This window comes from Escherichia sp. KS167_9B (assembly GCF_030295215.1).
Classification (GTDB): Bacteria; Pseudomonadota; Gammaproteobacteria; order Enterobacterales; family Enterobacteriaceae; genus Escherichia; species Escherichia coli_F.
Genome location: NZ_AP025754.1, coordinates 5,316,751 through 5,334,581, shown reverse-complemented (window position 1 = coordinate 5,334,581; position 17,831 = coordinate 5,316,751). Strand labels below are relative to the sequence as shown.

Below are 17,831 nucleotides of genomic sequence, written 5' to 3'. Positions count from 1 at the left end.
CTTCGGCATAAAAAGGAACAGAAGATGCCCACTTCTCATGAAAATGCACTGCAACAACGTTGCCAGCAAATTGTCACCAGCCCGGTACTTAGCACGGAGCAGAAACGCCATTTTCTGGCGCTGGAAGCAGAAAACAATCTGCCTTACCCGGCGTTGCCTGCCGAAGCCCGCCGCGCGCTGGATGAAGGTGTAATCTGCGATATGTTTGAAGGTCATGCGCCGTATAAACCGCGCTATGTCTTACCCGATTACGCCCGTTTTTTGGCCAACGGTTCCGAATGGCTGGAGCTGGAAGGCGCAAAAGATCTTGATGACGCACTCTCTCTGCTGACCATTCTTTACCACCACGTTCCTTCGGTCACATCGATGCCGGTCTACCTGGGGCAACTGGATGCGTTGTTGCAACCGTATGTTAGAATTCTAACACAAGACGAGATCGATATTCGAATAAAACGTTTCTGGCGTTATCTCGACAGAACCCTGCCAGACGCCTTTATGCACGCCAATATTGGCCCATCTGATTCACCCATTACCCGTGCGATTATACGCGCAGACGCAGAGCTGAAGCAGGTTTCACCGAACCTGACTTTTATCTACGATCCTGAAATCACCCCTGATGACCTGCTGCTGGAAGTGGCGAAAAACATCTGTGAATGTAGCAAACCGCACATCGCCAACGGTCCCGTGCATGATAAAATTTTCACAAAAGGGGGCTACGGGATTGTGAGCTGTTACAACTCACTGCCGTTAGCGGGTGGTGGCAGCACGCTGGTACGCCTCAACCTGAAAGCCATTGCCGAGCGCAGTGAATCGCTGGATGACTTCTTTACGCGCACTCTACCGCACTACTGCCAACAGCAGATCGCCATCATCGATGCGCGGTGTGAATTCCTCTATCAACAATCACACTTCTTTGAGAATAGCTTCCTGGTGAAAGAAGGGCTGATTAACCCTGAACGTTTTGTGCCAATGTTTGGCATGTACGGACTGGCAGAAGCGGTTAACTTGCTGTGTGAAAAAGAAGGAATTGCCGCGCGTTACGGTAAAGAAGCCGCCGCAAATGAAGTGGGTTATCGCATTAGCGCGCAACTGGCGGAGTTTGTCGCCAATACCCCCGTGAAATATGGCTGGCAAAAACGCGCCATGTTACACGCACAGTCGGGGATAAGTTCCGATATCGGCACCACGCCGGGCGCGCGTTTGCCGTATGGCGATGAGCCAGATCCGATCACCCATCTGCAAACTGTCGCCCCGCATCATGCTTATTATTATTCCGGCATCAGCGACATTTTGACGCTCGACGAAACCATCAAACGTAATCCGCAGGCGCTGGTACAGCTTTGCCTCGGTGCCTTTAAAGCCGGAATGCGTGAATTTACCGCCAATGTCAGCGGTAACGATCTGGTTCGCGTTACCGGTTATATGGTGCGTTTGTCGGATCTGGAAAAATATCGTGCCGAAGGCTCACGTACCAACACCACCTGGCTGGGAGAAGAAGCCGCACGCAACACTCGTATTCTGGAACGCCAGCCGCGCGTTATAAGCCATGAACAGCAGATGCGCTTTAGTCAGTAAGATTATCCCCTTCTCCTGCGTTGACGGGCCAGGCAGTCGTCTGGCTCTGTTTTTACAGGGCTGTAATCTGCGCTGCAAAAACTGTCACAATCCGTGGACAATGGGGCGCTGTAATGATTGCGGGGAGTGCGTGCCACAGTGTCCGCATCAGGCGTTGCAGATTGTTAACAGCAAAGTAGTGTGGAACGCAGCCGTCTGCGAGCAGTGTGATACCTGCCTGAAGATGTGTCCACAACACGCTACGCCGATGGCGCAATCCATGAACGTGGACGAGGTGCTTAGTCACGTCCGCAAAGCGGTGCTGTTTATTGAAGGGATAACGGTAAGCGGCGGTGAAGCCACGACCCAGTTGCCGTTTGTGGTGGCGCTGTTTACTGCTATCAAAAATGATCCACAACTGTGTCATCTCACCTGTCTGGTGGACAGTAACGGCATGTTGAGCGAAACCGGCTGGGAAAAATTACTCCCGGTGTGCGACGGCGCGATGCTCGATCTCAAAGCGTGGGGAAGCGAATGTCATCAACAGCTAACCGGACGCGATAATCAGCAGATCAAGCGCAGCATTAGTCTGCTTGCCGAGCGCGGCAAACTGGCAGAACTGCGTTTGCTGGTAATCCCTGGCCAGGTGGATTATTTGCAGCATATCGATGAGCTGGCGGCGTTTATCAAGGGACTTGGCGATGTTCCGGTACGCCTGAACGCGTTTCATGCTCACGGCGTGTATGGCGAGGCGCAAAGCTGGGCGAGCGCCACGCCGCAAGACGTTGAGCAATTAGCTGATGCGTTACGGGAGCGCGGGGTAAGTCGGTTGATATTTCCAGCGCTGTATTTGTGACATGCCGGATGCGGCCTACGGTTCGGCACAGGCCTGTAGGCCTGATAAGACGCGTCAGCGTCGCATCAGGCATTCTGCGCCAACTGCCGGATGCGGCGTGAACGCCTTATCCGGCCTACGGTTCGGCACAGACTTGTAGGCATGATAAGACGCGTCAGCGTCGCATCAGGCATTGTGCGTCGACTGCCGGATGCGGTGTGAACGCCTTATCCGGCTTACGAAGGGCAGACTACCCACGAACGTTAAACACCGCGTACGTGTTATTAAGCAACACTTCGGCAATCTCATCCGCGGGTTCCGGGCGTAACTCGCACAGCACGGCAAACACACGGGCGGCCTGCTCCGGGCGGTTAGCCTGCCCCTGAAAACCATTGAGCGGCATATCTGGTGCGTCGGTCTCCAGCAACAACGATGCCAACGGTAATTTTGCGATGACATCACGGGTTTTACTGGCGCGTGGGTAGGTGATAGTACCGCCTACGCCAATTTTGTAGCCCAGCTGCACAAACCGTTCGGCCTGTTGCAGGCTGCCAGAAAAACCATGAACCACACCAGTGCGTGGCAAATTTTGGCGTTTAAGATGCATCGCCAGTTTGTCGTGCGTGCGCCGTGAATGAAGGATCACCGGCAGATCGTAGCGTTTCGCCAGTTTCAGTTGTTCATCAAGCAACCACTGCTGCCTCTCAAATTGCGGATCGTCACCAAAGAGATCCAAGCCGATCTCCCCCACCGCCACCACCTTCGTCGGACGTCTTCCCAACGCCTGCTGTAACTGATCCAGCGATGCATCGTTATGTTTTTCCAACATCCCCGGATGCAACCCTAAAGCGGCATACAGCGATTGATAATTTTCCGCTAACGCCTGCACGCGGGCAAAATTTGCCGCCTCGGTGGCCGGAACAATGATCTTGCCTACGCCCGCTTGTGCCGCGCGTTGCAGGCTGGCCTCTTCATCGCCACTAAACGGCGGGAAATCAAAATGGCAGTGGGTGTCGATAAAACGGCAAATCAAGCCAAATCCTCATTGTTAAATGTCGGGTCGTTCGCCTGTGGAGCGTCTATCACCTCGGTAACCAGCGTATCGTTGGCGACGGGTGCAGGCGGAATAACGATCGACTCCGGCGTCACCACCGGCACCAGATGGCGGCTCAGCGGCGCTTTTTCAGTCAATAACTTACCGACCGTTGCCAGAAAATAACGCCCGCATAAACGCCCAAGTTTATAGTCTTCACGCAGCGCCGGAATCCGACTGCCGAGCGCGATACTATGTAATGGCTTCGGCGGATAAATTTCGAATATCCGCAGCTTGCCCGGTGGTTTCTCAATAAATTGCTGAATCTCACGATAGCTGGTTTCATGATGCTGCACCAGATTGACCAGCGGCTGCAGGCTACTGTCACCCAACCAGCGTTCCATGCGTTTGAACCACTGCGGCGTATAGTACATTTGTGACGGCACAGTGCGGATGACGACCAACGTTTTTGCGCCCTGCCTTGCCGCCTCTTTAACCGGGATCGCATCACTGATCCCGCCATCCAGGTAATTAATGCCTTCCAGCGACACTCCGGTACGATAAAAGCCCGGTATCGCACTGGAGGCGCGAATCACATCCAGCCAGTTTTGTTTAGTTGGCAAAAAGTAATTCAGCGCATAGTCATCCTGACGACAGGCGCACATATAAAATGATTTGCCGCTGTCAAATAGCCGCGCTGCGGTGTCCATTTGCAACGGCATCTGGCTTGCGGTGGCCTCCACCAGCCAGTCGAGATCGATAAGATTTCCTCCACGGACAAAGCGCAATGGATCGAAAAATTCGCGTTTTGTGGTGTAACGCATGATGACTTTGCGCGCGTAACCGGGCTGATTGCAGATATACGCCGAGAGGTTCTGCGCCCCAGCAGATGTGCCGAGATAAAGATCGAAAGGATTAAACTGCGCGCGCATAAACTCATCCAGCACGCCAGCTGTGAAAATTCCACGCTGCCCGCCGCCTTCGCACACCAGAGCTATTCGTCCAGGCTGGAACGGCCTTAGCGACAACGGCGCAATATTACCAAGCGTTACAGGTATTCGCTGCCCCACCTCTGCCTTCCTGTTTTTGTTGTGAAAGAATGACAAAGTAACGCAATTTATTATTCGCTAAAACCGCAAAAGCCAGTCCGTTGGACTGGCTTTGGATAAAATTTTCTTAATGGTCTGAAATCTAGGGTCGTTTTCGGCCCATGAACAAACTCACCAGGAACAGAATAATCCCGACGACAAAGACAATTTTAGCTGCGCCTGCAGCAGTACCGGCCAGACCACCAAACCCAAGTGCGGCGGCGATTAACGCGATAACCAGAAATATGATGCCCCAACGAAACATAAGCGTCTCCTTTACCATAGTTAATGTCACCGCTTGATATGAGCGTGAAAATCACTCAATGCGATATTTTTAGTGTGGTGCACATCGCGCCTCCCGACAAAGTTCGGGAGGTCGAATTACGACGAATTACTTAGTTTTCAGATCATTTTTAACGCTTTTCACACCGTCTACCGCTTTGGCGATACTTTCAGCACGGTCGCTCTGTGCCTGAGAATCTACGGTACCGGAGAGCTGAACCACACCATCGGTGGTTTCAACTTTCACTTTACGTGAAGGGACGATATCGTCCGCCAGCAGCTTGGCTTTGATTTCACTGGTGGTGGCGGTGTCACCCGCGTAGCCCTTCACAGAGCCTTCTTTAGCGTCGCGAACGTGCAGTTTGTCGCTGACAGAGGTCACGCCTTCAACGCCTTTCGCCACTTTCACTGCCTCTTCGGCCTGGGCCTGGCTTTCAACGAAACCGCTCAGAGTCACGACTTTTTGATCGGTTTTGACAGAGATATCGGTGCTCTTGATGTTGTCATGATCCACCAGGGCCGCCTTCACTTTCGCGGTGATGGCGCTGTCATCCATGAAATTACCGACTTTATTCATAGAGCTATCGACTTTTTGCCCTGCGCTTTCATTGGTAGTCTGCGCGTTGTTTTCTGCGTAGGCAGAGCCGGTCGCGACGGCAGAGGTCAACATTACAGCCAGCAGAGTTTTCGAAATCTTCAGTCTTGTCATAGTCATCGATTTATTCCTGTATGTTTGCTCGTAATTTGAGCCTGGCAACACGAGGTTGCATTGCTGAATAGGGAGAGACTTCACCCTCTACAGAAGTCAATGGTCGCCATCACAAAAGCGATGGGTGATGAATAACGACCATTACAGCCTCTGAATCAGTTATTAATATCGGTAGAATGACAATCGACGGCTTTAGATACTGATATCTACGCATTGAACGGTATTTAACGCCGCCAGAAATGTCATTACTTTGTTAAATATAGATCACAATTTTGAAACCGCTCGGGATATCCGCTAAAACATAAGCAAAAGTGAATGTTTTAAGAACATTCCGTAAGCGGCTAATAAGGAAGGGAAATTGACAGGGCGCAGCGGCTGCCGCACCCTGGAGGCAAGAATTAATGCTCGCGAGTCTGGTGGAACTGAACGTCCGGATAACGTTCCTGCGCCAGGCGCAGGTTGACCATGCTGGTAGCGATGTAAGCGAGGTTATCGCCGCCATCAAGCGCCAGTTGGCTTTCGTTCTTACGCTTGAACTCTTCGAATTTCTTCGCGTCCGCACATTCTACCCAGCGTGCAGTGGCAACGTTGACTGACTCATACACTGCTTCAACGTTGTATTCGCTCTTCAGGCGCGCTACCACCACATCAAACTGCAGCACACCAACCGCACCAACGATCAGGTCGTTGTTGGAGATCGGACGGAACACCTGCACCGCGCCTTCTTCGGAAAGCTGTACCAGCCCTTTGAGCAGCTGTTTTTGCTTCAGCGGATCTTTCAGGCGGATACGACGGAACAGTTCCGGCGCAAAGTTCGGGATACCGGTGAACTTCATCATCTCACCCTGGGTAAAGGTGTCGCCGATCTGAATAGTGCCGTGGTTGTGCAGACCAAGGATGTCGCCCGGATACGCTTCTTCAACATGCGAACGGTCGCCCGCCATAAAGGTCAGCGCGTCGGAGATCACCACATCTTTCGCGGTGCGCACTTGGCGCAGCTTCATACCTTTTTCATATTTACCAGATACCACACGCATAAACGCCACGCGGTCGCGGTGTTTCGGGTCCATGTTGGCCTGAATTTTAAATACGAAGCCGGTAAATTTATCTTCGCTCGCCTCTACGGTACGGGTATCAGTCTGACGCGGCATCGGCGCAGGTGCCCACTCTACCAGGCCATCCAGCATATGATCGACGCCGAAGTTACCCAGCGCAGTACCAAAGAACACTGGAGTAATTTCGCCCGCAAGGAACAATTCTTTGTCGAACTCGTTAGACGCGCCTTTCACCAGTTCCAGTTCGTCACGCAGCTGCTGTGCCAGATCTTCACCAACCGCAGCATCGAGATCCGGGTTATTCAGCCCTTTAACAATACGGACTTCCTGAATGGTGTGCCCTTTACCGCTCTGATAGAGATAGGTTTCATCTTTATAAAGGTGGTAAACGCCTTTAAACAGCTTGCCGCAGCCAATCGGCCAGGTGATCGGTGCACAGCCGATTTTCAGCTCGTTCTCAACTTCATCGAGCAGCTCCATCGGGTCGCGGATATCACGGTCAAGTTTGTTCATAAAGGTGAGGATCGGCGTGTCGCGCAGACGGGTAACTTCCATCAGCTTGCGGGTACGATCTTCAACACCTTTTGCGGCGTCGATAACCATCAGGCAGCAGTCCACCGCCGTCAGAGTACGATAGGTATCTTCCGAGAAGTCTTCGTGCCCCGGGGTGTCGAGCAGGTTAACCAGGCAGTCGTGATACGGAAACTGCATCACAGACGTAGTAATGGAGATCCCACGCTGCTTTTCCATCTCCATCCAGTCCGACTTAGCGTGCTGGTTGGAACCACGGCCTTTTACTGTACCGGCAGTCTGAATGGCCTGTCCGAACAGCAGCACCTTCTCGGTGATGGTCGTTTTACCGGCGTCCGGGTGAGAAATGATTGCAAAGGTTCTTCTTTTCGCTACCTCTGCGGCCAAAAGGCTTGTCATAATTGTTGTCTCTTCGATTATGTACAATCATATGTACAAAGGAAAATTCATGCCGCTGATTGTACATTTTGGAGGTATCAGAGCATAGCAGAACATGATCAGTAGGTGTATTTGTAGCCAAAGAACATTTGTACATGCAGCAATCTTTACTCTATTGACACTGTTTATTCATACAGTTAAAAATAACACTGTATACAAACACAGTATAGAGGGAATTTTATGCGTATTGAGATCTGCATAGCCAAAGAGAAAATGACCAAAATGCCAAACGGTGCTGTGGATGCGTTAAAGGAAGAATTAACTCGGCGCATCAGTAAGCGTTATGACGATGTAGAAGTGATCGTAAAAGCCACCAGCAATGATGGGCTTTCTGTTACGCGTACCGCCGATAAAGATTCAACTAAAACTTTTGTTCAGGAAACTCTGAAAGATACCTGGGAGTCTGCTGACGAGTGGTTTGTTCACTAATAAACACGTAAAATCGGTAACGGCTGGAAATCATTCAATATTCGTACTATTGAAAATTCTCCAGCCAGTCGCAGCGCGTTTTTATACGACATACCTGCGTTTTACACTGTGTCATCTCCGTTCCCATCCCTTTAGCCATATCATTTCGTTGCCGATATACAACTTACGGCAGCAACATTGCATACATTGTTTAAAGCGTATTCAAACAGTTCATACTGCCAAACACTTTTTCATATTTGGTTTTAATTATATGTCTGCGGCCTTCAGCCCAACTTACAGGAACTACATAGATGTCACAAGTAATCAATACTAATGCTCTGAGCCTTGTAGCACAGAATAACCTGAACAAATCACAGTCCACTCTGGGTACGGCAATTCAGCGTCTGTCTTCTGGTCTGCGTATTAACAGCGCAAAAGATGATGCTGCAGGCCAGGCTATCAGCAACCGTTTCACCGCTAGCATTTCAGGCCTGACCCAGGCTTCCCGTAACGCTAACGATGGTATTTCTATCGCGCAGACCACTGAAGGTGCTCTGAACGAAGTTAACGATAACCTGCAGAATATCCGTCGTCTGACAGTACAAGCGCAGAACGGTACTAACTCCGATTCCGACCGCGAATCCATTCAGGATGAAATTAACGCCCGTCTGGATGAAATTAACCGTATCTCCGATCAGACGCAATTTAACGGTGTCAAGGTGCTAAGTAGCGATCAGTCTCTATCTATTCAGGTAGGTGCAAATGACAGTGAAACCATCGATATCCAGCTTAATAAGACGGATACCAAAAGTCTGGGCATGGACGATTTCACAGTTGAAGACAATATTAAAGGAGCGCCACTAACCCAATTGCGTCCAGGAGATCGCCCTCTAGTACACTCAACTTATAAGTTAGACTTAAACGTTCGATAATGCTAACCCTAAGAATGTTCCGCAAGATATAGTTCAAGATAAAGATACGGGTACGCTTTATGCGGTATCGCACGGTGATTATTTTACCATAACGCAGAATGTTGATGGGGGACTAGCTTTTTCCAGTGCTCCAGCCTTAGCTCAAACCCCAGACCCAGCGAAACTGAGTTCCGTGCTTGGTAAACCATATTCATTTAATTGCTTTATCGACGCAAATGCTATACCTAATGGTAAAGCACTGGAAACTGACGGTGATGGAAACTTTTATCTAGATGATGGGCAGGGTCACCTGACCAATGCCACCGTATCATTTAATTTGCACGGAGGTGCACCCGGGTTCTTAGAGTCTTCATTTACCGATACCGGCGTTGCAGTTACCAATTCACATGCTACTACCTCCGATCCGCTGAAAACAATCGACGCGGCACTTGCCCAGGTTGACAAACTGCGTTCTGGTCTCGGTGCAGTGCAGAACCGTTTCGATTCTGTTATCAGCAACCTGAACAACACCGTTAACAACCTGTCCGAGTCTCGTTCCCGTATTCTCGACGCTGACTTCGCGTCTGAAGTATCTGAAATGAGCCGCGCTAATATCCTGCAATCTGCTGGCACTTCGGTTCTGGCGCAGGCTAACCAGGTTCCGCAGAACGTTCTGCAACTTCTTCGTTAATGCGCATTCCAGTGGCAGAATCATTCTGCCACTAATCACTACACTCCTGGCCGGTACGATATTCAACGAAATACCAGCCAGACCAGCAGACACGCTATCACCGGCACAGCAAAATCCATCAGGCTTGCTACATCCCATGCACGTGGATCAAAACCGCCCCACCACGGCATATTCATTCGCTTGCCATGCCCGAACATTTCAATCCAGCGATATTCTGCCTGGGTGTGTTCACGCGCAATGAAGAACGTACAACCGGCTATCGCTCCGTAAGCCCAGTTCCCGGTAAAAAGACCAATCAGTAGCTGCGCAGCCACAGCACAAAGAGCATGAAGGAAAGGTGTTATATCCATTTTCATCCTACCCAATATAACGGGGCGCTCGGCCCCTTAATATTATTTAGACGCAAGCGCCGCCTCAATTGCAGATAATCTTTGTCTTAATTCTGCGTTTTCTTCTTCCAGTGCTGTTATCCTGTCGTCTGACTCTCTGGCTGCCTGAACAAGCAAGCCAGTAACACCAGAATAATCTACAGTGTAATACCGTTCACCTTCTTCTCCATCTAATCCACTCCCACCGTCTGGATATTTCATCATAGACCCTACGGCTTCGGGGATGGCTTCCAGGGCTTCTTGTGCAATAACACCAGCGTAAGGCATACCGTTTTCTTTAAGCGTGTATGTATAGCCGTTCATTTTACGAATGCGGTCGGTTGCATTATCGATCACCTGAATATTATCTTTCAGGTCTCGGTCAGAGGTCTGGTTAAATGCGGTCGCTTGACATACACCATTAACAGCAAATCCATATGTGCCATCTGTTTGTTTTTGACCGAAGAATATAAAAGCCTCACCATCTACACCAACTTCATAAACAACCGGACGGCTAGAATTGCCCCATAGTCGAGTTGTTACGCCAGCGTGAGCGGTTCCCTGTGTGTTTAATGTCATGGTCGACCCATGATTGGCATATTTGATCTGTAAGGAGTCGGTGTAATCAAACTTAATAAGCGCGTTACTTCCCCGCACACCATACGACATGAGACAGTTCCCCATCTTGAGGTAACCATCACTGCCTGGAAAAATTAATGTTCCGCCGTAAAGATCACTAAAGTCCCAAAAGATACCTTTTGTCCCGTTATGTGTGACGATCCTCGTCATTGTATCTTTAGTACCATCAATATTTTTTCTGGTATATATGTCACTATAAGCGTTTTCCGTTTCACCAGTCTTATTTGACAAATGCAGCTTACCGCTGAATATAGTACCAGTTGTTGGCAATGTTTTTTGATCATAGATTACATTGCAATAACCATTCCATGTTGTTTTATTGTCTACATAAGATTTTGTTGCGTAGTTTCCTTGATCGGTTTTTAATTTACTAACATCCGATTTTAGCGTTTTGATGTCATCAGGAATTACGGTCGATGTAGCCATTTGTCTCCCTCACATCCAGTCACGAAGTTGATGTTCAACTACAACCGCGTATTCATCGAATAATGACGATATTTGCGAATCATTAATGATGCGCACGTTTACAAAATATCCGTCTTCCTTAACACATACCGGCTCGCCATCTTCAGTAAGTTCGCCTGTTTCTTTGTATACGTCACCTATTACATCAATGAGAACATCGTTCTGCATCATCTCGTCATCATAATAACCAATGCTATCCATAAAGGCCGAAAAGTCGGCCTTGTCTGTGAATTTGATAATTAAATCTCGCATTATATTACCTCTCCCATTTGCGCATCGGTTAATTCTTTATGCCATATACGAAAATTACGAATGTGACCGAAAAGATGACGTAGGCCGCTATTAGTCTGCCCACCAATCCTGAAGAAATAACCAGATTTAACACCGACATGATCCGTAGTTTTAGGAGTTCCATGCTGAGCATTGCTAACGAAATGCACATTACCAGATTCATTTAAAACAAATCCAAGAACAGATTTTTGTTCAAATAATACTGGCGATACGGCGGCTACTGTACTACCGTTTTTATTGTACATCGTAACACCAGGAAATAATGTTGAACTAATAGCAACACTTATATATTGACCCGGAGTTGTGCTCCCACCACTGGTATCAAAAATTCGTGGTGCTGCATTTGGCGTTTCGTTCCAGTTTGTATGAACTTCAGCTAGAAATGTTAAAGGTGGTGTACCGATATTGTTATTTGTTGGTATATTCACCATATCACTGGCTCTTGTGACTGGCGTTGCCTCAGTAATAATAAACGAAGAAGCGCACGAACCGCCTTCGACCTGAGGAGTTGCAACATAAATATAATCATCTGCACCAGTGCTTCCCCCTTTTGGTGGTGCATATTGCACCATCGCACCGATCATATTTTCTGTATCAAGTGCCTTAATTGTTGCCTCAAAGAAAATCCATTTGCTTGCTTCATTTTTAACAGCCCTTGCAGTAATACGACTTGCAGCGCCGCCAGTTTTATCAATCGATAAATCTGTCATATTTAAGTAAGCATCACCCAGAAATTTGTAGGTAGATCCATCATATTCTTCAAATCGTAATCGACATCTTAAATTTGGAGTCCCACTTTGTACCCTGCATGAGATAGTTACATACTTTTCATCGCCGGTAACATCATATCCTTTGCTTCCAGATACTGTGACAATAGAAATGGCTGAGGTTTGCCCCACCATTTCTGGTTTTAATGTGAATTTTGCGTACTGGAAACCAAAATCATCTACACCTGATGTATTTAAAATCATATTTGATGACTTGTTCCACTTTGATGGATTTGTGCTGTTTATTAACAGGTTTGTACGCTGCCCTTCAATCAGCAATCCATACTTTTCAAAGCGAGGTTCATCGATTGCAGCCTCTGTCAGCACACCAGATTTATTAATGTAAGTTGCTTTTGATGCGCGTTTAAACTTTACAATCTTGTCGCCAGGCATTGTTATTTCATCATCACCAATAACAATCTTTTTATATGATGGCGAAAAGCCCGTAATCATATCCAGTGAATCGTTAAACGGTATCCACACATCAGGAAGCGGCTGTAAGACATATTTATACGGCTCTGCTGCCTGGCTTGCGTACTCCCTGGCTGCGTCTTCACTTGCTTTTGCAGCCGTCTGGCTTGCAGCGGATGCTTTCGCCGAGTTAGCAGCCGCAGTCTCGCTCGCCTTTGCGTTGGTTTCACTGGTTTTTGCAGCTTTTTGACTGTTGGCTGATGCAGTGGCAGAAGAAGCCGCCGCACTTGCAGAACCAGCTGCGGCACTCTCGCTTTCGGCTGCTGCATCCTGACTGTTTTTCGCCGCAGTTTCGCTGGCTTTAGCATTCGTTTCGCTGGTCTTCGCTGCCGTCTGGCTGGACTTTGCGTTAGTTTCACTCGTCTTCGCGGCTTTCTGGCTGTTAGCCGCAGCAGTTGCTGATCCGGCTGCTGAAGTCGCAGAACCGGCTGCCGCGCTCTCACTTTCAGCTGCTGCAGCCTGGCTGTTTTTCGCCGCAGTTTCACTGGCTTTGGCATTCGTTTCGCTGGTTTTCGCTGCCGTCTGGCTGGACTTTGCATTGGTTTCGCTCGTCTTTGCGGCTGTTTCGCTATTTTTCGCGTTGGTTTCTGATTTTTTAGCTGCTGTCGCGGAATTTGCCGATGCAGTCTGCGAGGCCGCTGCCGCCTGTGCGCTGTTAGCTGCATTCGTTTCTGAGGTTTTCGCCGCGTTCTTCGATGATGCCGCTGCAGTTTCGGATTTCTTTGCCGCCGCTGCGCTCTGAGAGGCGGCTTCAGCGTTGCGTGCCGCTTCTTCCACCATTGCCTCAAAACGACGCAATGCCTCCGGCATGACATCATCTTCCGTCATGGCACCGAGAAAATCATTCAGCGTACCTGGTCTGGAGCCTTCATAGACGGTAATGGTCCCGGCATGTGAAGGCGGAAAACCTTCAACCAGCAGGATGACGCTGTACTGGCCATACTCAACATCCATGCTGTAACGCCCGGCTTCATCCGGATTTTCAGAGGCCACCGTGTTCACCAGTACCGTGGTGCTGTTACGCTTTGCCTTCAGTTGAATAGTGCAGTTCTGTATTGGTTTTCCCGCACCATCTTTCAGCACACCTGAGATTTTTACTGCTGCCATATCCACTCCACAAAAAAGCCCGCCTGAACCGGCGGGCTGTCATAACACTGTGTTACCTGGCTAATCAGAATTTATAACCGACACCCACGATGAAACCGTCAGTGCGCCAGTCGCCACTGCCGGAACCTTCATAAGCAAGGTCAATGGCCACGGATTCGGTCGGGTTAAACTGCACGCCAGCCCCCCACGCCAGAGACGTGTTGCTGTGGCGACCGCCATCACTTCCGGTCAGCACATCGTGCGTTTTCCCCTTGTTGTCAGTTACGCGGAGATAATCCCCGGAGAACGTCGAAACACGGCTGTAAGCCACACCCGCCATCGCATAAGCACTGAACCATTCATTCACGCGCACAGACGGCCCCGCCATCACGCTGAACCAGCGGTTACGCACGGAATCTTCATGCCAGCGGGTATCGCTGTAACGGGTCAGCTGGCGATTCTTGTCTCCTGCATAGCTGAATGACGTCACCATCCCCAGCGTATCCGTAAACTCATAACGGTATTTCACGTTAATCCCGTTCAGATCATCGCTGCCGGGAACGTTGGTCGAGGCATGAAGATACCCCGCGCTCAGCGTGGACTGATGTTCAGACGCCCATGCAGGCGCACCGGATACGGCCAGACAAATGGCTGCGGACAAAATTGCTGCACAAACTTTACGCATAATTACCTCTCGCTATTCTGCAATAAAAAAGGCACCATTTCTGGTGCCCTTATATGGGTTATAACAATTTCAACGAATACTGATGCCGGAAGCGGCTTTTTTGGTCACAATCACCGTACAGTCGGTGATATTACCTGCCCACTGATTGCCTTTATGGAAAACCTTAAACTCCAGAGTGACACTTCCCCTGCCACTCGGCATATCAATAACCGCACTGTAGCTACCGGGAATGGCCCCTTTAGTTTCTCTGGATGCGATTAATACACCGTTTTTGCGAACTTCAAAACCATAACCCGTGTATCTTGTACCTCCCGGGTTATTACCACTTCCCGGATCGCTATACGCTATTCCGTTAAAGATAATGGGCGGAATAATGATTTGACGGTCAAAGTTATGATCATCACTGATGGTGACTGTAACCGTCCCGTTTGGTGTTTCCGTGTTACCCCACGTACCAGCCTGTTTCGGGAATGATTTGGAGACAGTTTTAACGAAGTCACCTCTGACCTGGTTCGCCTCCAGCATACCCTTAATCGTACAGTTTTCATTTACCGTGACGTTGTTGAGCGTCCCGGAGTTCGCATTCACGTTACCGCTGATATCGGCATTTTTCGCCGTCAGCCGCCCGTCCGGTGTCAGGGAAAATACCGGAGGATTGCCGCCGCTGGTAATGGTGGGAGCCGTCAGATACTTCAGGAACACTTCGTTCATGAATATCTGGTTGCCCTGCGCCACAAACATCGGCGTTTCATTCCCGTTTGCCGGGTCAATAAACGCGATACGGTTAGCGGCAACCAGGAACTGGCTCAGTTTACCTTCCTCCGTATCCTCCATGCTGAGGCCAAGCCCCGCGACATAATGCCTGCCGTCTTCGGTCTGCTCAATTTTGACGCCCCACATGGCATTCCATTTATCGTTGGCGTCTTTCCACTCTTTCGAAAACTGATCCAGTCTGCTGGCGTTATCCTCCGTCAGGTCGACTTTTTCCAGCAGCTCCTTGCCGAGATGGGATTCAGTTATCTGGCCTTTGAAAAAATCCAGGTAACCTTCCGCATCATCGCTCGCCCGACCGACAGCCTCCACGAATGCCGATTTGCCAACGGTGTTCACACTGCGAACGTAAAAATAATAATCATGGCCCGGCTTAATATTGATACTGGCAGCTATCCAGTACAGCGCCGTGCCAAGATAGCGGGCTGTGGTTTCAACCTGCCTGATATCCGCAATCCGCTTTTCCGAGAACCAGAACTCAAACTGTACCGTCGGATCATAAACGGCAAGATGGGGCGTGGCGGTTATCTGAAAATAGCCCGGCGTCAGCTCAATCCGCGACGGCGCTGCCGGTGCGGCAATCCGGAACGATACCGATGCCGGATCGCCCTGCTGCCCCCAGGCATTTGCCGCCCGGACTGTCAGCCTGTAATTTCCCAGCGCCAGTTGCCTGAAGCGGTATGTAGTTTCCGTCGTCCGGGCCGTGCTGACCAGCCGTTCACTGCCATCATCCGCAGCCACGGTCAGGCGAAGCAGGAAGCTCACGCCCTTCACCACCTTCGGCGTGTCCCAGCGCGCCAGCACCTGATATTCCCCGCTGTCTGCGGTGACTTCTGCGGTCAGGTGCTGAACTGCTGGCGGCGTGACACCGTTCACCGTTCCGCTCTGGTCGCCGTCAAAGTGCGCCCCGTTATCCACGATGGCTTCCTTCTCCGGTACATGCTGCACGGCAGTGATGGCATACGTGCCGTCGTCGTTCTCACGGATACTCACACAGCGGAACAGGCGCTGGCGCAGCGTCGGCAGCTTCAGCCCCCACACGCTGTATTCAGCAACGCCGTCAGGAACCCGGCTCACTTTCACCTTCACGCCGTCGGTGACGGACTGGACCTCCACGCTGACCGGATTGCCATTTCCGTCAACCAGGCTTATCAGCGTGGTTCCGGAGGATGGCAGCATGATTTCACGGTCGAGCGTCAGTGTCCGCGTCTGGCTGTTCACCGCCAGCACGCGCCCGCCGATGCTGATACCCGCATAGTCATCATCGCAGATTTCAATGACATCGCCCGGTACATGGCGAAGCCCTTCTGCGCCCACGCTGAAGTCCACGGTCTGCGTTTCCAGCAGCTCCGTTTTAATCAGCCACAGCCCGGCGCGGTGTGCCTGCCCCCGGCTGGCACAGCCAAAGGCATCCATCTTCGTGACGTTACGACCGTAACGGGCAATGGCCTGCGTGTCCTCCACAAGCTCTGTCGCCGTCTCCCAGCCGTTATTCGGGTCAATCCAGTTCACTTCAACGGCATTATGGCGGTCCTTCAGGGCGCTGAAGCTGTAGCGGAACGGCGCGCCATCATCCGGCATCACCACATTACTGCGGTTATAGGTCCACACCTTATCCGACGGTCGGTCCTGCACGAACGTCAGCGTCTGCCCGTTCCATACCGGCATACAGCGCATCGCCGAGCAGAAATCACTGAGCACATCCCACGCCTTGCGCTGTGTGGTCAGGTAAGCATTACAGGTGATGCGAGGCTCCGTGCCACCAAAGCCATCCGGCACCGACTGGTCGCAATTCTGGCCGATGACATACAGCGCCCATTTGTCCACATCCGCCGCACCGAGACGCTTCCCCATGCCGTAGCGGGGATGGGTCAGCATATCCCACAGACACCAGGCCATGTTGTTGCTGTATGCTGGCTTAAACGTTCCGTCCCAGATACCGCTGTATTGCCGCGTCTGCGGGTTATAGTTCGACGGCACCTGCAGAATGCGCCCGCGAAGATGATAATTACGGCTCACCTGCTGGCTGCCGAACTGTTCCGAGTCCACCTGCACGCCGACCAGTGCCGTGTTCGGGTAGCACTGTTTCACATCGATGATTTCGGTGTATGACGACCAGAGCGTTTTGTTCTGCAGCTGGTCTGTGGTGCTGTCCGGTGTCATCCTGCGCATCCGGATATTGAACGGGCGCGGAGGCAGGTTATCCACCACCACCGAGGCCAGATACTGCGAGGTGGTTTTGCCCTTAATGGTGATGTCTTTTTCCGTCACCCAGCCACCGTTACGTTGTATCTGAACCAGCAGGCGGACTTCCGACGGATTCCTGTCCCCCTTTGAGGTGGTTTCCACCAGTGCCTGCACACCGAAGGTAAAGCGCAGACGGTCGATATTTGCAGACGTGATGGTCCGGGTGATCGGCGTGTCATATTTCACTTCCGTACCCAGCACCGTCTCGGAGCCAGAGGATTCAAATCCCTCCGGCGGAGTCTGCTCCTGCTCACCTGCCCGGAACACCACCGTGACACCGGAGATGTTGGTATTCCCCTCAGTGTCCAGCACCGGCGTACTGTTCAGCAGCACGCTTTTTAATCCATCCACCGGACCTTCAATCGGCCCTTCACTGATGGCATCAATCACACTCAGCAACTGCGTTGATTTGAGATTATCCTTCGCTTCGCGCGGGGTATGCCCCTTACTGCTGCCTTTACCCATTCGTCATGCTCCATAAACGACAAAACCGCCCGGAGGCGGTT

The 17,831-nt window shown here is 50.7% G+C and carries 15 protein-coding genes and 3 pseudogenes; 5 read left to right on the top strand and 13 right to left on the bottom strand.

Translation table 11 applies throughout. From position 1 onward, the window contains the following. Positions 1-24: 24 nt before the first annotated feature. Both QUE34_RS26470 and QUE34_RS26465 read left to right on the top strand, forming a co-directional pair. Positions 25-1,575 carry a YjjI family glycine radical enzyme gene (locus QUE34_RS26470; protein ID WP_286338906.1) on the top strand — a complete coding sequence of 517 codons (1,551 nt, stop codon included), beginning with the start codon at positions 25-27 and terminating at the stop codon, positions 1,573-1,575. Next, the gene (locus tag QUE34_RS26465) at positions 1,547-2,410 is read left to right on the top strand and encodes a YjjW family glycine radical enzyme activase (protein WP_103253527.1); all 864 of its coding nucleotides are present in this window, start codon (positions 1,547-1,549) and stop codon (positions 2,408-2,410) included. The genes QUE34_RS26470 and QUE34_RS26465 overlap by 29 nt, the downstream gene beginning before the upstream one ends. A 229-nt stretch (positions 2,411-2,639) precedes the next feature. Here the strand turns inward: QUE34_RS26465 and QUE34_RS26460 are convergent, their stop codons facing one another. From QUE34_RS26460 to prfC, 5 genes are all read right to left on the bottom strand, one after another. After that, the gene (locus tag QUE34_RS26460; protein ID WP_105268435.1) at positions 2,640-3,422 is read right to left on the bottom strand and encodes a metal-dependent hydrolase; all 783 of its coding nucleotides are present in this window, start codon (positions 3,420-3,422) and stop codon (positions 2,640-2,642) included. Next, complete coding sequence (locus QUE34_RS26455; RefSeq protein ID WP_286338905.1) at positions 3,419-4,492, bottom strand: patatin-like phospholipase family protein; 1,074 nt, start codon at positions 4,490-4,492, stop codon at positions 3,419-3,421. Before QUE34_RS26455 ends, QUE34_RS26460 begins: the two co-directional genes overlap by 4 nt. A gap of 121 nt (positions 4,493-4,613) precedes the next feature. Further along, on the bottom strand, positions 4,614-4,775 hold the full coding sequence (locus QUE34_RS26450) for a DUF1328 domain-containing protein (protein ID WP_000490275.1): 162 nt from the start codon (positions 4,773-4,775) through the stop codon (positions 4,614-4,616). A gap of 126 nt (positions 4,776-4,901) precedes the next feature. After that, complete coding sequence (gene osmY / locus QUE34_RS26445) at positions 4,902-5,507, bottom strand: molecular chaperone OsmY (RefSeq protein ID WP_001295410.1); 606 nt, start codon at positions 5,505-5,507, stop codon at positions 4,902-4,904. A gap of 392 nt (positions 5,508-5,899) precedes the next feature. Then, a complete protein-coding gene (prfC, locus tag QUE34_RS26440) occupies positions 5,900-7,486 on the bottom strand; it encodes a peptide chain release factor 3 (protein ID WP_000202563.1) in 1,587 nt (528 codons plus the stop codon). Positions 7,487-7,705: 219 nt separating this feature from the next. Between prfC and QUE34_RS26435 the strand changes: the two genes are divergently transcribed. After that, positions 7,706-7,954 carry a DinI-like family protein gene (locus tag QUE34_RS26435; RefSeq protein ID WP_062882640.1) on the top strand — a complete coding sequence of 83 codons (249 nt, stop codon included), beginning with the start codon at positions 7,706-7,708 and terminating at the stop codon, positions 7,952-7,954. Positions 7,955-8,244: 290 nt separating this feature from the next. Further along, positions 8,245-9,535: pseudogene (locus QUE34_RS28725) on the top strand (FliC/FljB family flagellin). 62 nt (positions 9,536-9,597) lie between these two features. Here the strand turns inward: QUE34_RS28725 and QUE34_RS26425 are convergent. From QUE34_RS26425 to QUE34_RS28715, 5 genes and pseudogenes are all read right to left on the bottom strand, one after another. Beyond that, positions 9,598-9,885: a hypothetical protein gene (locus QUE34_RS26425; protein WP_105282967.1), complete on the bottom strand. Its 288-nt coding sequence runs from the start codon at positions 9,883-9,885 to the stop codon at positions 9,598-9,600. A gap of 42 nt (positions 9,886-9,927) precedes the next feature. After that, positions 9,928-10,968 carry a tail fiber domain-containing protein gene (locus tag QUE34_RS26420; protein ID WP_105282966.1) on the bottom strand — a complete coding sequence of 347 codons (1,041 nt, stop codon included), beginning with the start codon at positions 10,966-10,968 and terminating at the stop codon, positions 9,928-9,930. A 9-nt stretch (positions 10,969-10,977) separates the two neighbouring features. Beyond that, positions 10,978-11,259 (bottom strand): hypothetical protein, encoded by a 282-nt coding sequence (locus tag QUE34_RS26415; protein ID WP_105268857.1) that lies wholly within the window; start codon positions 11,257-11,259, stop codon positions 10,978-10,980. Between the two features lie 536 nt (positions 11,260-11,795). Continuing rightward, positions 11,796-12,281, bottom strand: a pseudogene (locus QUE34_RS28720) (prophage tail fiber N-terminal domain-containing protein); the annotation flags it as partial. Between the two features lie 233 nt (positions 12,282-12,514). Continuing rightward, positions 12,515-12,844: a phage tail protein gene (locus tag QUE34_RS28715; RefSeq protein ID WP_445236456.1), complete on the bottom strand. Its 330-nt coding sequence runs from the start codon at positions 12,842-12,844 to the stop codon at positions 12,515-12,517. Positions 12,845-13,026: 182 nt separating this feature from the next. On the opposite strand from QUE34_RS28715, the gene QUE34_RS28710 reads away from it, so the two are divergent. Beyond that, positions 13,027-13,278: a hypothetical protein gene (locus QUE34_RS28710; RefSeq protein WP_096211417.1), complete on the top strand. Its 252-nt coding sequence runs from the start codon at positions 13,027-13,029 to the stop codon at positions 13,276-13,278. Here the strand turns inward: QUE34_RS28710 and QUE34_RS28705 are convergent. From QUE34_RS28705 to gpJ, 3 genes and pseudogenes are all read right to left on the bottom strand, one after another. After that, positions 13,277-13,643, bottom strand: a pseudogene (locus tag QUE34_RS28705) (prophage tail fiber N-terminal domain-containing protein); the annotation flags it as partial. The gene QUE34_RS28710 and the pseudogene QUE34_RS28705 sit on opposite strands and share 2 nt — an antisense overlap. A gap of 64 nt (positions 13,644-13,707) precedes the next feature. Then, positions 13,708-14,307, bottom strand: a complete 600-nt coding sequence (locus tag QUE34_RS26405; RefSeq protein WP_105268862.1) for an Ail/Lom family outer membrane beta-barrel protein — start codon at positions 14,305-14,307, stop codon at positions 13,708-13,710. 69 nt (positions 14,308-14,376) lie between these two features. Continuing rightward, entirely contained in the window at positions 14,377-17,790 is a 3,414-nt protein-coding gene (gene gpJ, locus QUE34_RS26400; RefSeq protein WP_105282964.1) for a phage attachment tail tip protein J, read from the bottom strand. Between the last annotated feature and the right edge of the window lie 41 nt (positions 17,791-17,831).